Annotated in this window: 13 protein-coding genes; 6 read left to right on the forward strand and 7 right to left on the reverse strand. The window is 51.3% G+C overall.

Annotated elements, in window-relative coordinates:
• Positions 1–169 precede the first annotated feature (169 nt).
• The 4 genes from ABRZ26_RS02215 to ABRZ26_RS02230 form a co-directional block, all read right to left on the reverse strand.
• On the reverse strand, positions 170–919 hold the full coding sequence (locus ABRZ26_RS02215) for a LytR/AlgR family response regulator transcription factor (RefSeq protein ID WP_319602607.1): 750 nt from the start codon (positions 917–919) through the stop codon (positions 170–172).
• On the reverse strand, positions 916–2,658 hold the full coding sequence (locus ABRZ26_RS02220) for a LytS/YhcK type 5TM receptor domain-containing protein (RefSeq protein WP_319602608.1): 1,743 nt from the start codon (positions 2,656–2,658) through the stop codon (positions 916–918). The genes ABRZ26_RS02215 and ABRZ26_RS02220 overlap by 4 nt, the downstream gene beginning before the upstream one ends.
• A 124-nt stretch (positions 2,659–2,782) precedes the next feature.
• Positions 2,783–4,942, reverse strand: coding sequence for a putative bifunctional diguanylate cyclase/phosphodiesterase (locus tag ABRZ26_RS02225; protein ID WP_319602609.1), 2,160 nt, complete (start codon positions 4,940–4,942; stop codon positions 2,783–2,785).
• Positions 4,943–5,224: 282 nt separating this feature from the next.
• Complete coding sequence (locus ABRZ26_RS02230) at positions 5,225–5,971, reverse strand: IclR family transcriptional regulator (protein ID WP_319602610.1); 747 nt, start codon at positions 5,969–5,971, stop codon at positions 5,225–5,227.
• Between the two features lie 271 nt (positions 5,972–6,242).
• On the opposite strand from ABRZ26_RS02230, the gene ABRZ26_RS02235 reads away from it, so the two are divergent.
• Entirely contained in the window at positions 6,243–7,634 is a 1,392-nt protein-coding gene (locus tag ABRZ26_RS02235) for an NAD-dependent succinate-semialdehyde dehydrogenase (RefSeq protein WP_319602611.1), read from the forward strand.
• Positions 7,635–7,740: 106 nt separating this feature from the next.
• Positions 7,741–8,283 carry an NADPH-dependent FMN reductase gene (locus tag ABRZ26_RS02240; RefSeq protein WP_319602612.1) on the forward strand — a complete coding sequence of 181 codons (543 nt, stop codon included), beginning with the start codon at positions 7,741–7,743 and terminating at the stop codon, positions 8,281–8,283.
• Between the two features lie 127 nt (positions 8,284–8,410).
• Here the strand turns inward: ABRZ26_RS02240 and ABRZ26_RS02245 are convergent, their stop codons facing one another.
• The 3 genes from ABRZ26_RS02245 to icd all read right to left on the reverse strand — a co-directional run bounded on the left by ABRZ26_RS02245 (position 8,411) and on the right by icd (position 11,748).
• A complete protein-coding gene (locus tag ABRZ26_RS02245) occupies positions 8,411–8,668 on the reverse strand; it encodes a hypothetical protein (RefSeq protein WP_319602613.1) in 258 nt (85 codons plus the stop codon).
• Between the two features lie 434 nt (positions 8,669–9,102).
• A complete protein-coding gene (locus ABRZ26_RS02250; RefSeq protein WP_413556082.1) occupies positions 9,103–10,266 on the reverse strand; it encodes an MFS transporter in 1,164 nt (387 codons plus the stop codon).
• 228 nt (positions 10,267–10,494) lie between these two features.
• Positions 10,495–11,748 (reverse strand): NADP-dependent isocitrate dehydrogenase, encoded by a 1,254-nt coding sequence (icd, locus tag ABRZ26_RS02255; protein ID WP_319602615.1) that lies wholly within the window; start codon positions 11,746–11,748, stop codon positions 10,495–10,497.
• Positions 11,749–11,849: 101 nt separating this feature from the next.
• Here icd and rluE point away from each other — a divergent pair, with 101 nt between their 5' ends.
• The 4 genes from rluE (at position 11,850) to hflD (ending at position 14,773) form a co-directional block, all read left to right on the forward strand.
• Entirely contained in the window at positions 11,850–12,503 is a 654-nt protein-coding gene (gene rluE, locus ABRZ26_RS02260) for a 23S rRNA pseudouridine(2457) synthase RluE (RefSeq protein ID WP_319602616.1), read from the forward strand.
• Positions 12,496–12,942 (forward strand): NUDIX domain-containing protein, encoded by a 447-nt coding sequence (locus ABRZ26_RS02265; RefSeq protein ID WP_319602617.1) that lies wholly within the window; start codon positions 12,496–12,498, stop codon positions 12,940–12,942. The genes rluE and ABRZ26_RS02265 overlap by 8 nt, the downstream gene beginning before the upstream one ends.
• 95 nt (positions 12,943–13,037) lie before the next feature.
• Positions 13,038–14,144: a tRNA 2-thiouridine(34) synthase MnmA gene (mnmA, locus tag ABRZ26_RS02270; protein ID WP_319602618.1), complete on the forward strand. Its 1,107-nt coding sequence runs from the start codon at positions 13,038–13,040 to the stop codon at positions 14,142–14,144.
• A 2-nt stretch (positions 14,145–14,146) separates the two neighbouring features.
• Positions 14,147–14,773, forward strand: coding sequence for a high frequency lysogenization protein HflD (hflD, locus tag ABRZ26_RS02275; RefSeq protein ID WP_319602619.1), 627 nt, complete (start codon positions 14,147–14,149; stop codon positions 14,771–14,773).
• The last annotated feature ends 109 nt before the right edge of the window (positions 14,774–14,882 follow it).

Genomic DNA, 14,882 nt, shown 5'->3' on the forward strand with positions numbered 1-14,882 from the left:
TGAAATATGGTCCGAATAGATCGGCACGCTAAAAAATATAAGCTGATGTGTGGAGAAACATATCGCCGAAAAACACTGTCAGCTTAGGTGCTGAAGCCAGTATACAAGCGGGCTGACAGGGGTTGTTCGAATAGGGAATGAAATGCCTGAAATGCGGAATGAAATGCATCTAAAGACGCATCAATGACCTGAATTCTTTTATCTTGCTGCGGCTCACCGGCACCTCGAACTCCTGATCGTTAAGACGCAGAATATAAGTGTTGTTGAACCAGGGAACGATTTCGCGGATTTTGGTCAGATTAACGCAGTAAGAGCGATGGCAACGAAAGAAATACGCCTCCGGCAAGCGGCTACAGAACTCGGTGATATTCATCGGCATGATGAACTCCTCTCGCCGGGTATAAACCAGCGTGACTTTCTCCTGCGCCGCCGCGTAATAGATATTGTTAATATCCGTCACGATAATACGCTCATCTTTCACCAGATTGATGGTTTTCTGCACGTTGCGCGCCGCGCCGATGCTGTTCCCCTGCTCGGTGATCGCCGGCGACAGTCTCTGTTGCCAGAGCGCCTCAAGTTTATTCAGCATGGTCACGATACGCGACTCGTGATACGGCTTGAGTATGTAGTCGAAAGCCTCTACTTCAAAAGCTTCAACGGCATGCTCCTTATAGGCGGTAATAAAAATAATATAAGGTTTATGTACGAATTTACTGATATTTTGCGCCAGACAAACCCCATCCAGAGAGGGGATATTGATATCCAGAAAAATGGCGTCGACTTCGTTATGTTGCAGATACTTTAATACATCCAGCCCGTCATCGAAGGCCGCCTCGATACTGATATTGCTGTGTGCTTTGATAAGGTAGCTCAGCTCTTGCTGAGCCAGAAATTCATCCTCGACAATAATCGCTTTCACTGGCCCTCTCCTGACTGCATAATGCCGGCGCTCAGTTTATCTGGCGAACCACCGGGCGGCGAAATAATCGGTTGTTCACTACGCCGCGGAATATAAAAATAAATTTCGGTACCGGGTTCCAACCGCCGGATGTGCAATCCTTCGCCGTACAATAAACGAACCCGATGATGAACATTCAACAGACCGATCTTATTGCCCGGCACTTCATTTCTTGCCACCCGGTCCATCGTTTCCTGGCTGATCCCATGCCCGGTATCTTTCACTGCGACCATGAGCCTATCGCCCAAATCTTTCACCGATACCACTACCGTACCTTTGCCGCGACAGGGTTGAATACCGTGGACGATGGCGTTTTCCACCAGCGGCTGAATCAGCAGACTGGGGATTTTATAGGACAGATCGTCATCAATGTCATAGATAACCGTTAATTTCGTGCCAAAACGCGCCTGTTCGATGGCGATATAGTCGCGGATTTGATAGAGCTCTTTCTTTACATCAATCAGCGAATCGTCATTCAATTCCAGGTTATAACGCAGGTAACGAGACAAATTGATCACTAACTGTCGGGCGGTATCCGGATTAATACGAATCGAGGAAGAGATCGCATTCAGCGCGTTAAACAGAAAATGAGGATTAATTTTACTCTGTAACGCCCGCAACTCCGCTTTGTTGGCCATATCGCGCAGTTGTTCCGTGCGCGAAACTTCAATCTGCGTCGACATGATCTGTGACAGACCCACAGCCATCACGCGTAGTGAATAGGTAATTTTATGCGCGTGGCAATAATAAATCTTGAGTGTCCCGGTCACCTGTCCGTGCTCCCATAAGGGGATCACGATCATTGAGTGAATTTGCGGCGTCAGGTGCTGCTCGTCATTATTTTTAATGATGATTTTGCCGTCATTAATCGCCCGCTGCGTCATCGGACTGATGATATCCTGTCCGATATTATATTTTTCTTCGCCGATGCCGACATAAGCCAGAATATGTCGGGTATTGGTAATCGCCACCGCATCCGCATTAATTTCAGTGCGGATGATATTACAAATGGTCGTCAGCGAATCACTATTGATATTCCGGAAATAAGGCAGCGTTTTATGGGCAATATCCAGCGCCAGTTTAGCCTGTCTGGCGGCAATCACTTCTTTTTCGTTCGCGACGCTTTGCACCAGTAAAACAATCAGCCCGATGCACACCGTACCCAGGATCATCGGCGTAGCGATTTGCGAAACGATATCAATCCCCAGCTCGATGGGCTTCGCCCAGACCACCACCAGCAGCATCGTCAGGGATTCACACAGCATGCCGCCCAGAATACCCACGCTCCACTGTTGCTCTTTTTTGACTTTCAGATTAATACAGCCCGCCATCGCGCCGGCAATAACGCTGGTAATCAGGCAGGGAACGGAGGTAATGCCGTCGATATCGATTAAATAACGGTGGATCCCGGCAATCAATCCGGTGGCGATGCCGACCCAAGGCCCAAACAAGATGCCGCCGGACATCACCGCAATGACGCGCACATTGACCAGAGAGCCTTCAACATTGATACCGGAGTAAGTGCCAAACAGCGCGAACAACGAAAAAATGGCCGTAGCCAGTATGCGCTCTCTTGGCGAATGCTGTTCCTTTTGCAGCAACTGGCGAAACTGCCGCGTCCGGGTAAGAAAAAACAAACAAATCAGCATCAACGCCGCACGGTCAAACACCGCCAATAGCATCTCGAATATTTCGTGCACAGAACATTCCGCAGGTCAGACGACAGGCTGGCCACTATAGAAAAAATGCGATCTATATTCCACTTTTAGCTGTTATCACGGATTGCGGCGAGATTAGGGTTAAAAACAACGTCTGTTACTTGACTCAAGAACGATTGAGCTTCAGCAATCTGGTGAACGCCTTCGCGGGCATCGGATGCCCGAAGAAATAACCCTGCGCCTCATCGCAACCGCGATTTTTCAGCAACTCACTGGCTTCCTGCGTTTCAACGCCTTCGGCAATCACGCCGAGTCCAAAGCTTTTGCCAAGGTAGAGTACGGCCCAAACAATGGCCGCATCCGTATCGGATTCACACAAGGTGCGCACAAAGGTTTGATCGATTTTAAGGCGCGTGACCGGATAGTTTTTCAACACGCTGAGCGAGGCGTAGCCGGTCCCGTAATCGTCAAACGCGATGCCGATCCCCGCCTCTCGCAGTTCATGCAGCGGTTGCAACATGTTTTCATCATGGCGCAGGATGATATTTTCCGTAATTTCCAATTCCAGCGAGCCGGGCCGTAAACCGGTTTCCTTCAGGATACGCATAATCTGTTGCGCTAAAGCGCCTGAGCGGAACTGCGCGCTGAACAGATTGATGCTGATGCGAAAATCTTTCGCACCCGCGCGACACCATGCGGCGGCCTGTTTACAAGCCGTCCTTAAGACCCAGTCGCCGATATATTCAGCCCAGGGGCCGCACTCCAGCGCGGTGAGAAACGCACTCGGGGCAAGCAGGCCTTTATCGGGATGACGCCAACGAAGCAGCGCCTCCGCCCCCACTATTTTGTTATTCGACAGGCAAACAAGCGGTTGATAAAACACTTCAAATTCGTGATTTTCATAAGCCCGGGCGAATTCTGACTGAAACGCCTGTCTGGCCTGAAAATTTTCCCGTAACGCATGCGTAAATAAACGATGGCAATTACCGCCCTCCGCCTTGGCCTGGTGCAGCGCCAAATCCGCGTTGGTCAGCAGCGCCTGCACGGTTACGCCGTTTTCGGGGTAGAGCGCCATGCCGATACTGGCGCTGATATTAATCAGGTGATCGCCCGTCACCATCTTCTGCGCTATGGCATGCGTAATCTGCCCGGCAATGTTGGCGGCCGCTTGCCGATTAGCCAATCCGGGCAATAACAGAGCGAACTCATCGCCTCCCATGCGCGCCGCCAGAACGTCGTTGCGCACATTCTCCCGTATTTTCCTGGCTACGTTGACCAGAATATCATCACCGCTGACATGTCCCAGACTGTCGTTGACATCCTTAAAACCATCCAGATCGATCAGCATGATGCAAACCGCCGTTTCGGTTTTCAGCGCCTGCGCCAGATTTGACGTCAATAAGGCCCGATTCGCCAGACCGGTTAACGGATCCAGATGCGCCAGCAAAAACAATCGTTCTTCATTACGGCGGCGCTCGTTTACATCGCGCAAGACAGCGCCGTAACTGACCCGATGCTTATCGCTCCAGATTGACGGAAACAGCTCGACGAGAAGTGAAGCGCCGCTTTTGGTGTGAACATTCAATTCCAGCGCGCCGCCTTTCGCCAACGATGCGCCATCCGCAGAGCACTGTTGCAAACGGGTGACAAAAGAATCGGGGAAGATGCTATCGATGCCGCGGCCGATAAGCTCATGATCGGCGTAGCCGAGCATCTTTTGCGCGGCGGCATTGCAAAAAGTGATGGCGCCCTTCTCATTAATGCAGATAACGGTGTTGGAGGAGGTTTGGGCAATATCTTCAAAACGCGCCTGCCCCATCTGACTCGCCAGATTAAGCCGCCGCATCTCCAGCCGCTCCATAACCAGTAAAGCCAGATCCTGCAAACTATGTTCGTCTCTGGCGCTGAAAACAGGCCGCGGCTTGATATCAATAATGCATAGCGCGCCGATAGCATAGCCGGATGGCGTTCGTAAAGGGATGCCCGCATAAAAGCGAATGTAAGGCTCGCCCGTAACCAGCGGGTTGTCGCTGAAAAGCGGATCTTCTCTCGCATCGGGAACAACCAGAATGCCCGTTCCCTGCGTCGCATGCGAACAAAAGGCGATTTCAATTGGCGTTTCCTTTACTGAAAGCCCCATTCCCGCGGCAAACAACTGCCGTTCCGACTCCAACAGGGAGAGCAAGACAATAGGCGCATCGAAAATTTTTGCCGCCAGATCGATCAGGTCATTAAGGCCGGAATCAAACAATACGCCTTTAATGCCATACTCACGAAGAGCAGCAAGGCGATTCACTTCATCTTTACCTATCGGAGCACGACGCATGAAGCCCCCCTCTGGTATTCCTCTTTTTAATGCACAGGTTAAAACATAAGCTTTCAAATTATAAATCGAACGAACTATTTAATGTCACAAAGCAATATCACCAACAGGTGGAATAGCGCAAACTCGTAAGACGCGCGGCCAAGCTATATAAAAATATTATAAAGTATAGATTATTGTGACAAAAATTCGCGACTACCACGCCCTGATAAAAAGAATAACAAGGACGCTAAATATTAAAATATATAATATATTTTGGCATAACAGCGCAGCAAAATCCTGGCGTCAGGCTTGATAGCTATTTAAGATCGAGACGCACGATGCTTTCACTTGAGTCAGAGCTTCTTTCATTATGGTCAGGCGTGACTCAAAACGAAAGGAAGGTACGACAATGGAAATCGCATGGGGAGAGCAGCAATGCACTTGCAGCGGGATGCCGATGGCGCAGACCCCCTCGGCATGTTCCTGGTAATCAAAAGCGAAGCCGGTGGCTCTCACCCGATGGATATCCGCCAGTAGCTTGTCGAGCGACGTAATCGTATTTTTGGTCAGCGCGGGCATTCCATGCTTAAACAGACCGGCGATAGCGTCATCATCCATACTGGATAAGATGGCCTTGCCATTCGCCATGGCATACAGCGGTTTCGGCCGATCGGCCGTCGGCACCACGCGAACGGTCTGGTCGGAGACGATACGATCGAGGCAATAAACCTCTGCGCCATAGAGTGTGGAAATATCCACCGTTTCGTGCGTCATCTCATATAACATCTCCATCGGGCGACGCAGTTGGGCCGCGACATCCGAATAGGACATTTTGGCCAGTTCACTGATTCCCCATCCCAATCTGACGCCGGATTCGCTGCCCTCAACCAAATTTTCTTCTTTCAGCGCATCGACGATACGCTGTACCGTCGAACGGGGCAAATTGGTGCGTGACGCTAATGCGCCCAGGCTAATGCCTTCACATCCCAGGGCTCGCAGAATGCTTGCAGCCCTTGATATCACCTGGATCTTTTGGTTTTTTTTATGCATTGCCGCTCCCGGAAATATCTCAAAACCGTACCACGATGTGGCTAATATTGTATTGATATGAAATAAGCGTATTATGATTTTATGTTGACGCAAAGTTAAATTAACGTCAGAAGTTTGATGTAGCTTTGCAAAAATGCATAACGAAAAATCGGCGTTCGCTGCGCATCAAGGTAGGCAGACGAGGTTTATCTTGATACAACGTCTTGCCTGACCCATTGAATGTATTACAGCGTTCATGCTGCACCCTATCCACAAAGAAAGGAGAAATAACATGGCATACGCCACAACGAACCCGTACACCGGGGAACTGATCAAAACCTTTCCTGATGCCACCGATGCAGAAGTTTCATCAGCGATTGAACATGCGCATGCTACTTTTCTGACATGGAAAAACACATCGTTCGCCGAACGACGCGCCGTCATACAACGCGCGGCCGATTTGCTGCGTAAAGACAGCGATGAACATGCGAAACTGCTGACGCTGGAAATGGGGAAACTGTTTACCGAAGCGAAGGCCGAAGTCGAACTGTCTGCCCAGATTTTTGAATATTACGCCAAAAACGCCGAATCCCTGCTGGCGCCGGAAAAACTTCCGGTGGCCGATCCTGCCGAAGGCGACGCGGTGGTATACCATGACCCGCTAGGGGTTCTACTGGCGATCGAACCCTGGAACTTCCCGTACTACCAGATTGCCCGCATCATTGCGCCGCAACTGTCCGCCGGCAACACTGTTCTGTTGAAACACGCCTCAAACGTTCCACAGAGCGCGGCGCGTTTCGAACGCCTGATGCTTGAGGCCGGCTTGCCCGCTGGCGGATTCAAAAATCTGTATGCCACGCGCAGCCAGATTGAATTAATCCTCAACGATCCGCGCGTTCAGGGCGTGGCGCTGACCGGTTCCGAAGATGCCGGCGCGCTTGTCGCGCAGCAGGCCGCTAAAGCCCTCAAGAAATCGACGCTCGAACTGGGCGGCGCGGATGCATTTGTCGTTCTGGCCGATGCCGAACTGCAAAAAACCGCAAAATGGGCGGTATTCGGGCGTCACTGGAATGGCGGACAAGTGTGCGTATCGTCCAAACGCATGATCATCGTCGATGAAGTCTATGATGACTTCCTTAAGCTGTATACCGACGGCGTAGCGGGATTACGCGCAGGCGATCCGCTGTCGCCGGAAACCACGCTTGCCCCGCTCTCTTCACAGAAAGCCGCCGATGAAGTCAAAGAAAAGATTCAGTTCGCCGTGGATCATGGCGCGACGGCAACCGAAGTCGGTCCTAAAGTGCCGGAAAGCGGCGCGTTCGTCCAACCCACGATTCTGACCGACATCACGCCGGATAATCCGGCTTATTACATGGAGTTTTTCGGGCCGGTATCCATGCTTTTCCGCGCCAAAGATGAAGACGACGCCATCCGTATCGCCAATGACTCTCCCTTTGGTTTAGGCGGTTCCGTCTTTACTCAGGATGAGCAGCATGGCGCAGAAGTGGCGAAAAAAATCTCCACCGGGATGATCTTCGTTAACCATCCGACCATGGTTAAGGCCGATCTGCCGTTCGGCGGTGTACGCCGCTCCGGATATGGACGTGAATTAATTGGGTTGGGCATCAAAGAATTCGTTAACCACAAACTAATCAACATTGTTGATATTGATGCTGAATTCTAATTTTTTCCGTTCCTGACGCAACGACCTGTATGCGATATTTTCTCTGCGAAAAGTCAAAATACAGGTCTTTGCTTTTAATCAGCGAACTTAAATATAAGAGAATATTATGGCAACTATACATCTCGTCGGTATTGCCGGCAGTTTACGTCAGAAATCAACGAATAAAGGATTACTGCGGGCCGCGCAGTCGGTATTACCTGACAATGTATCACTGGATATCGCCGATTTAAGCGACGTGCCGTTTTATAATGCGGACATTACCGAGCAACCGGAATCGGTGCAACGCATCATTCAGCAGGTCAAAAAAGCAGACGGCCTGGTTCTCGCCTGTACCGAATATAATTATTCCCTGGCGCCGGCGTTAAAGAATATTCTGGATTGGCTGTCGCGTGTTGAAGACAACACATTACTGGCAGGAAAACCGGTGGCAATAATGGGTTCCGGCGGCGGTATGGGAACGTCTCGCGCTCAGTACCATTTGCGTCAGGTTTGCGTGTTCCTTGATTTACATCCCTTGAATAAGCCGGAAGTGTTCTCAAATGCCTATAGCGGTAGTTTCGATGCAGACGGCAATCTTATTGACGAAAAAATCAAAGGACTGATATCACAACAGATATCGGCGTTAGCAGGCACCATTAGCAAGGCATAATGGCGAGATCGGTTTCGATAAAACAGGCCAGCATATACCGCTTAAAAGCACAATCGACACAGGTAATACAACACCAATGATGCTAACCGAATATGCTGACCACTATGGACGCTTAAATAAAATAAAATTAAGCCGGAAAATAACTTATTGAGTGTTCGGGAGTATCATTCTTTGCATGGATGATTAAATCCCAATCGCCAGTATAAGGAACGGTTAAATAAACTTCATCCTCAGCACTCACGCTAATAGCGTCTTGTAAAGCGGCTTTATTCTGAGTATCCGTTGTATGTGAACCATTAATCATTTCAAGATCAAAAGCGTTGGAACAACGAACAATTAGCGTATCACCACCAAAAAGACTCATACACGTGCGAATTACAGACATACATCCTCCGCGGCACACAGCCATTAGCATGCCTTTATGAAACATAATCTATGGAGCAATTTTCCCTCAACGGGATTTTCATAAGAGCAAAATACATACCGACGGATTATGATTTAGATCAATTTATTTCCACGTTTCTACAGCATCGACAATAAAATAAGATGAAGCCATAAACGGCTAAATTTCATTAGGCTTTGTGATAATCAGCATAAATATAATCATAAACGGCCCATGCCCGGCATTTCACAGAAGAAAGTATGGCGCACGTCACGGAATAGTATTTTTTACCAATGATAATCCCAATTTTGGCGTAAACCACCAGGTTGGTAAAATCTGATTCTCCCCTGCTTAACCCTATCGATATTTTATCGCGCCAGAGAAAATCGAACGCGACAACCTGACGGATGGAAAACAGCAACGCGTCTCGGTCATGGTCAGCCTGTTGTCTGCGCCTGATGTTGCTCGCTGACGGACAGAAATTGCGCCGCCAGAAAAATTACCCCTACGCCGACAAGGCAAAAAATCAGCCCGCCGTACCCCATAAGGGACACGACGCCGCCGGTCAGCGCCGGTCCCGTTACACTGCCGGCGCCCCAGACAACGCCGAAAACCGAATTGACGACAATGAGTTTCTGCCCGGCAAAACGTTTCCCAGCGCGCACAAGCGACAACGTATAGATAGCGCCGGCCGCCGCGCCCAGAATAAAGCAGTTAAGGAACATCATATGCAGGGAATTGAACGCCAGAGGCAACAGCGTCAGCAGGATACAGAATATGACGCCACAGCTGATATGAACGCGCCTGACGCCAAATTTATCCGCCATCCATCCCATAACGGGTTGCAGCAGCGCATCCCCCAGGAAAATAACGGTAACCAGAAGCGCCGCGGTTTGTTCCGTCAAGCCGTTTGCCATGCCATAAAGCGGAAATAGCGATAACACGCTGGCGTCAAAAAAGGAAAAACACAGTACGCCCACGGCAATGGCCGTCACGGTTTTCAATATGCGACGATAAACGATCGGCGTTTTCTCTTCCGAACGGACAAGGTCGCGACACGGAACAATCAGCAGTGCACACACGGCGGTCGTAATACCGATCGACCAGACCGCCATCCCCGCGTAGGCATCACCGGCCACAATCAGCAGCGGCCCAACCAGTTGAAATCCGGTAAATGCGGAGGTGTAAATACCGGTGAATGTCGCCTTGTAGCGATCCGATGCCGCCCCGGCGATCCAACTTTCGCCGATGACAATCACAATGCCGCTGGCAAGTCCCGTCACCAGACGAGGGAGAATCAATGTCAGGGGATCGCTCAACAGGCACGATGCCACCGTTGAGGCGGAGAGAAACATCAGACTCAACACCAGCAGTATTTTCACTTTCATCCGCCGGCTGAGCATCGGCGTAATAAACGATGAAATAAACATGCCCGCCGCCGGAAGCGCTGAAATCAGCCCCAGCAATGCCGCCCCATGCCCCAACGCAGCCAGGCGCAGGCTGATAAGCGGCAATGTGTAACCCGTGATCAATCCCACCAGCGATGCGGCGATAATCATCATCAAGGTGAAATAATGCTGCTGATGTTTGGAAGAAAAAATCATTGCGCGTTCAACTGCTGGCTGACCTGATGGATGAAGATAGCACGTCAGATTGCGCAAGGGATAGCCGGAAATGACCGGCCGCGCTTGAGAAAGAAAAGGCAAAAACAACGGGAGACAGGATTGGACAATGGTTAAATACAAAAACAGAACGATTTTTGCGCAAAAACGGTTTATCGGCAAACCAAAGGGGCCGCATGGCCCCTTTGGGGAGCAGCAAAAAAGTGATTACATATTATCGATGATGTCCTGCGCGAACTCGCTACATTTCCGCAGCTTAGCGCCTTCCATCAGACGTTCGAAATCGTAGGTCACGGTCTTGTTCTTGATCGCCCCTTCAACGCCTTTAACAATCAGATCGGCCGCTTCGAACCATTGCAGATGGCGCAGCATCATTTCCGCGGACAGAATAATGGAACCTGGGTTCACTTTATCCTGACCGGCATACTTCGGCGCGGTGCCGTGAGTGGCTTCAAACAGCGCGCATTCGTCGCCGATATTGGCGCCCGGCGCGATGCCGATACCGCCAACCTGCGCCGCCAACGCGTCGGAAATATAGTCGCCGTTCAGGTTCATACAGGCGATAACATCATACTCGGCGGGACGCAGCAGAATCTGTTGTAAAAACGCATCGGCAATCACGTCTTTAACGATAATGTCTTTACCGGTTTTCGGGTTCTTGATTTTAACCCAGGGTCCGCCGTCAATCAGTTCACCGCCGAACTCTTCGCGCGCCAGTTGGTAGCCCCAGTCTTTAAAGGCGCCCTCGGTGAATTTCATGATATTGCCTTTATGAACCAGCGTGAGCGAGTCGCGATCGTTGGTGATGGCATATTCAATCGCCGCGCGCACCAGGCGCTTCGTTCCTTCCTCGGAACAGGGTTTGATGCCGATGCCGCAATGTTGCGGGAAACGGATTTTATGCACGCCCATTTCATCGCGCAGGAACTTAATCACTTTATCCGCTTCCGCGGAATCCGCTTTCCATTCGATACCGGCATAAATATCTTCGGCGTTTTCACGGAAGATCACCATATCGGTCAGTTCCGGGTGTTTTACCGGGCTTGGCGTACCTTCGTAATAGCGCACCGGACGCAAGCAGATATACAGATCCAGTTGCTGGCGCAATGCGACGTTCAGAGAGCGAATGCCGCCGCCGACCGGCGTGGTTAACGGCCCTTTGATCGCCACCCGATATTCACGAATCAGATCCAGCGTTTCTTCCGGCAGCCACACGTCTTTGCCATAAACCTGCGTTGATTTTTCGCCGGTATAAATTTCCATCCAGGAAATTGCGCGTTTGCCTTGATAAGCTTTTTTGACTGCGGCATTAACCACGTCGATCATCGCCGGCGTAACGTCAACACCAATGCCGTCCCCTTCGATAAAGGGGATCACCGGATTATCGGGAACGTTCAATTTGCCCTGGCCATCAACCGTGATCTTTTGACCCGCTGTCGGTACCACTACTTTGCTTTCCATTAACCTCTCCTTCGAGCGCAATTTTGTTAATGACTTGTAAGATGTGAGTCGATACTACTTGAATATTTTGCCCGCGCCAATCGCAAACCTTTTCGAGTATAATGCTTTTGTTATCCGCGGCTATAAAGATGATGAATAAATTCCCTGTTAAAAATCACCGAGTTAAACGATTCAGCTCCCAACCTGCGAAAAAACGCGGGCATCAGGAGCCCCGGCGTATCGTCTTGTTCAATAAACCCTTTGATGTGCTGCCGCAATTCACCGATGAGGCCGGCCGATCCACGCTGAAAGACTATATCCCGATTCGCGGCGTTTACGCGGCCGGCCGTTTGGACCGCGACAGCGAAGGACTGATGATCCTCACTAATGATGGAAAACTTCAGTCTAAACTCACCGACCCCATCCATAAAACAGCAAAAACCTATTATGCTCAGGTTGAAGGGGTTCCGGATGAAAATGCGCTTGCCCAGTTCCGTAGCGGTCTTGAGCTTAAAGACGGTAAAACTTTACCCGCCAGCGCCGAAATCGTGCCGGAGCCTGACTGGCTGTGGGAGCGGGTCCCGCCTATTCGGCAGCGAAAAAGCATTCCCGTCTGCTGGCTAAAAATCACCCTGCATGAAGGTCGTAACCGTCAGGTGCGGCGCATGACGGCAAATATTGGCTACCCCACGCTGCGTCTGATCCGCTATGGCATGGCTAATCAGATTGTGGAAGGCCTGTTACCCGGAGAATGGAAGGAGATCGTCGATGTTTAAACCGCACGTTACCGTTGCCTGCGTGGTGCAGGCGGAAAACCATTTTCTGGTGGTCGAAGAGTTGATTAACGATAAACTGCTGTGGAATCAACCCGCCGGGCATCTGGAAGCCGACGAAACGCTCATTCAGGCCGCCGGCCGCGAGCTGTGGGAAGAAACGGGCATTCAGGCTGAACCACAGAGCTTCCTGCAATTGCACCAATGGATCGCGCCTGACCGCACGCCGTTCCTGCGGTTCTGCTTTGCCCTCGATCTGCCGTATAAAATGGCAACGCAGCCTCACGACAGCGATATAGAGTGCTGTCGCTGGTTGACGGCGGAGGAAATTATCCACTCCGGCCAATTGCGATCGCCGTTGGTCGCGGAGAGTATTCGTCGCTATCAGCAGCCTGAACGTTACCCGTTAACGCTGCTTGGCGCGTTTAACTGGCCGTTTTAGCGAATGATGCCGCAGGAATAGCGGTGCAGGCCCAGCCGCAACATGATAAAATGCGCGGCTTGTTTTTTGCTTCAAGTTCAGTTCGCGAGACGTCCATGTCAGATAACAGCCAGAAAAAAGTGATTGTCGGTATGTCCGGCGGTGTTGATTCATCCGTTTCCGCTTACCTGTTGCAGCAACAGGGCTACCAGGTTGAAGGCCTGTTCATGAAAAACTGGGAAGAGGACGACGACACGGAGTATTGTTCCGCGGCAGCCGACCTTGCCGACGCGCAGGCCGTCTGCGACAAGCTCGGTATGACGCTGCATACCGTCAATTTCGCGGCCGAATACTGGGATAACGTCTTTGAATTGTTCCTGGCGGAGTACAAGGCGGGCCGCACGCCCAACCCCGATATCCTGTGCAATAAAGAAATCAAATTCAAAGCCTTTCTTGAATTCGCCGCCGAAGATTTAGGCGCGGATTACATTGCTACCGGCCACTATGTCCGCCGTCAGGATGTCGAGGGGAAAAGCCGTTTACTGCGTGGCACGGACGGGAATAAAGACCAGAGTTACTTCCTCTACACCCTCAGCCACGAACAGATCGCGCAGAGTTTATTCCCGGTGGGCGAACTGGAGAAACCCCAGGTTCGCGATATTGCGCAACAACTGGCGTTGGCCACGGCCAAAAAGAAAGACTCCACTGGCATTTGCTTCATCGGCGAGCGTAAATTCACCGAGTTTCTCTCGCGCTATCTGCCGGCGCAGCCGGGCCCGATACTGTCCGTTGATGACAACAAACCCATGGGACAGCATCAGGGGCTGATGTATCACACCCTGGGTCAGCGCAAAGGATTAGGGATCGGCGGCGTCAAAGATGGCGGCGAAGATCCCTGGTATGTGGTGGATAAAGACGTAGAAAATAACATTTTGTACGTTGCTCAGGGACATGAACACCCTCGCCTGATGTCATACGGTTTAATCGCCCAGCAGTTGCATTGGGTCGATCGTCAGCCAGTCACCGCGGAATTCCGCTGCGTCGTCAAGACCCGTTATCGTCAGGCGGACATCCCGTGTACGGTTACCCCGCTGGGGGAAGATCGCATAACCGTTCGCTTCGATGAGCCGGTCGCGGCCGTGACGCCGGGACAGTCGGCCGTGTTCTATCTGGGCGACGTTTGTCTGGGCGGCGGCATTATTGAAGAACGTTTACAGGAGTAGTCGTGGCTAAGAATTATCATGATATTACGCTCGCGCTCGCGGGTATCTGCCAGTCCGCTCATCTGGTGCAGCAGTTGGCCCATACCGGCAACTGCGACCATGAGATTCTGCACACGTCGCTCAATAGTATTCTGATTGTAAACCCGGCCTCGACGCTGGCGGTTTATGGCGATGCGGAAAGCAATCTGAAAACCGGGCTGGAAACCCTGCTGGGCATATTGAACACCAACGGTAAAGGCCAGGGCGCCGAACTGTCGCGCTATGCTTTCAGCCTGATAACGCTGGAGCGGAAACTGCACGGCAAGAAAACGGCGCTCGACGAACTGGGCAAACGCATTGGCCAACTGGAGCGTCAGTTGGAGCATTTTGAACTGCTCTCTGATACGATCATCAGCGCGCTGGCCGGCATTTATGTGGATGTCATCAGTACGTTGGGGCCGCGTATCCAGGTTACCGGTTCGCCGGAGGTGCTGAAAAACAGCCAGATTCAGGCCAAAGTGCGCGCCGCGCTGCTGGCCGGCATCCGTTCCGCGGTGCTATGGCAGCAGATTGGCGGCGGACGCCTGCAACTGATGTTCTCCCGCAGCCATCTGGTGAAAGAAGCGAAACTTATATTGGCGCGTTGCTGATCAACGATGAATCTGCGGGCTTGCTATCCTCGTTAATCGCCGTATCCGCCGACGCAACACCATCGCTCAACAGCCGTTCCCCGCCGCGCGGGGATTGCGAAATGCGGGA

The sequence above is a fragment of the Brenneria sp. L4-2C genome (genome assembly GCF_040240335.1).
Taxonomy (GTDB): Bacteria; Pseudomonadota; Gammaproteobacteria; order Enterobacterales; family Enterobacteriaceae; genus Brenneria.

Excerpts from the sequence above, each read along its gene's own strand:
- ABRZ26_RS02225 (WP_319602609.1), bottom strand. The coding sequence starts at position 4,942 with ATGCGTCGTGCTCCGATAGGTAAAGATGAAGTGAATCGCCTTGCTGCT.
- ABRZ26_RS02230 (WP_319602610.1), bottom strand. The coding sequence starts at position 5,971 with ATGCATAAAAAAAACCAAAAGATCCAGGTGATATCAAGGGCTGCAAGC.
- ABRZ26_RS02235 (WP_319602611.1), top strand. The coding sequence starts at position 6,243 with ATGGCATACGCCACAACGAACCCGTACACCGGGGAACTGATCAAAACC.
- ABRZ26_RS02240 (WP_319602612.1), top strand. The coding sequence starts at position 7,741 with ATGGCAACTATACATCTCGTCGGTATTGCCGGCAGTTTACGTCAGAAA.
- ABRZ26_RS02245 (WP_319602613.1), bottom strand. The coding sequence starts at position 8,668 with ATGTCTGTAATTCGCACGTGTATGAGTCTTTTTGGTGGTGATACGCTA.
- icd (WP_319602615.1), bottom strand. The coding sequence starts at position 11,748 with ATGGAAAGCAAAGTAGTGGTACCGACAGCGGGTCAAAAGATCACGGTT.
- rluE (WP_319602616.1), top strand. The coding sequence starts at position 11,850 with ATGCTTTTGTTATCCGCGGCTATAAAGATGATGAATAAATTCCCTGTT.
- ABRZ26_RS02265 (WP_319602617.1), top strand. The coding sequence starts at position 12,496 with ATGTTTAAACCGCACGTTACCGTTGCCTGCGTGGTGCAGGCGGAAAAC.
- mnmA (WP_319602618.1), top strand. The coding sequence starts at position 13,038 with ATGTCAGATAACAGCCAGAAAAAAGTGATTGTCGGTATGTCCGGCGGT.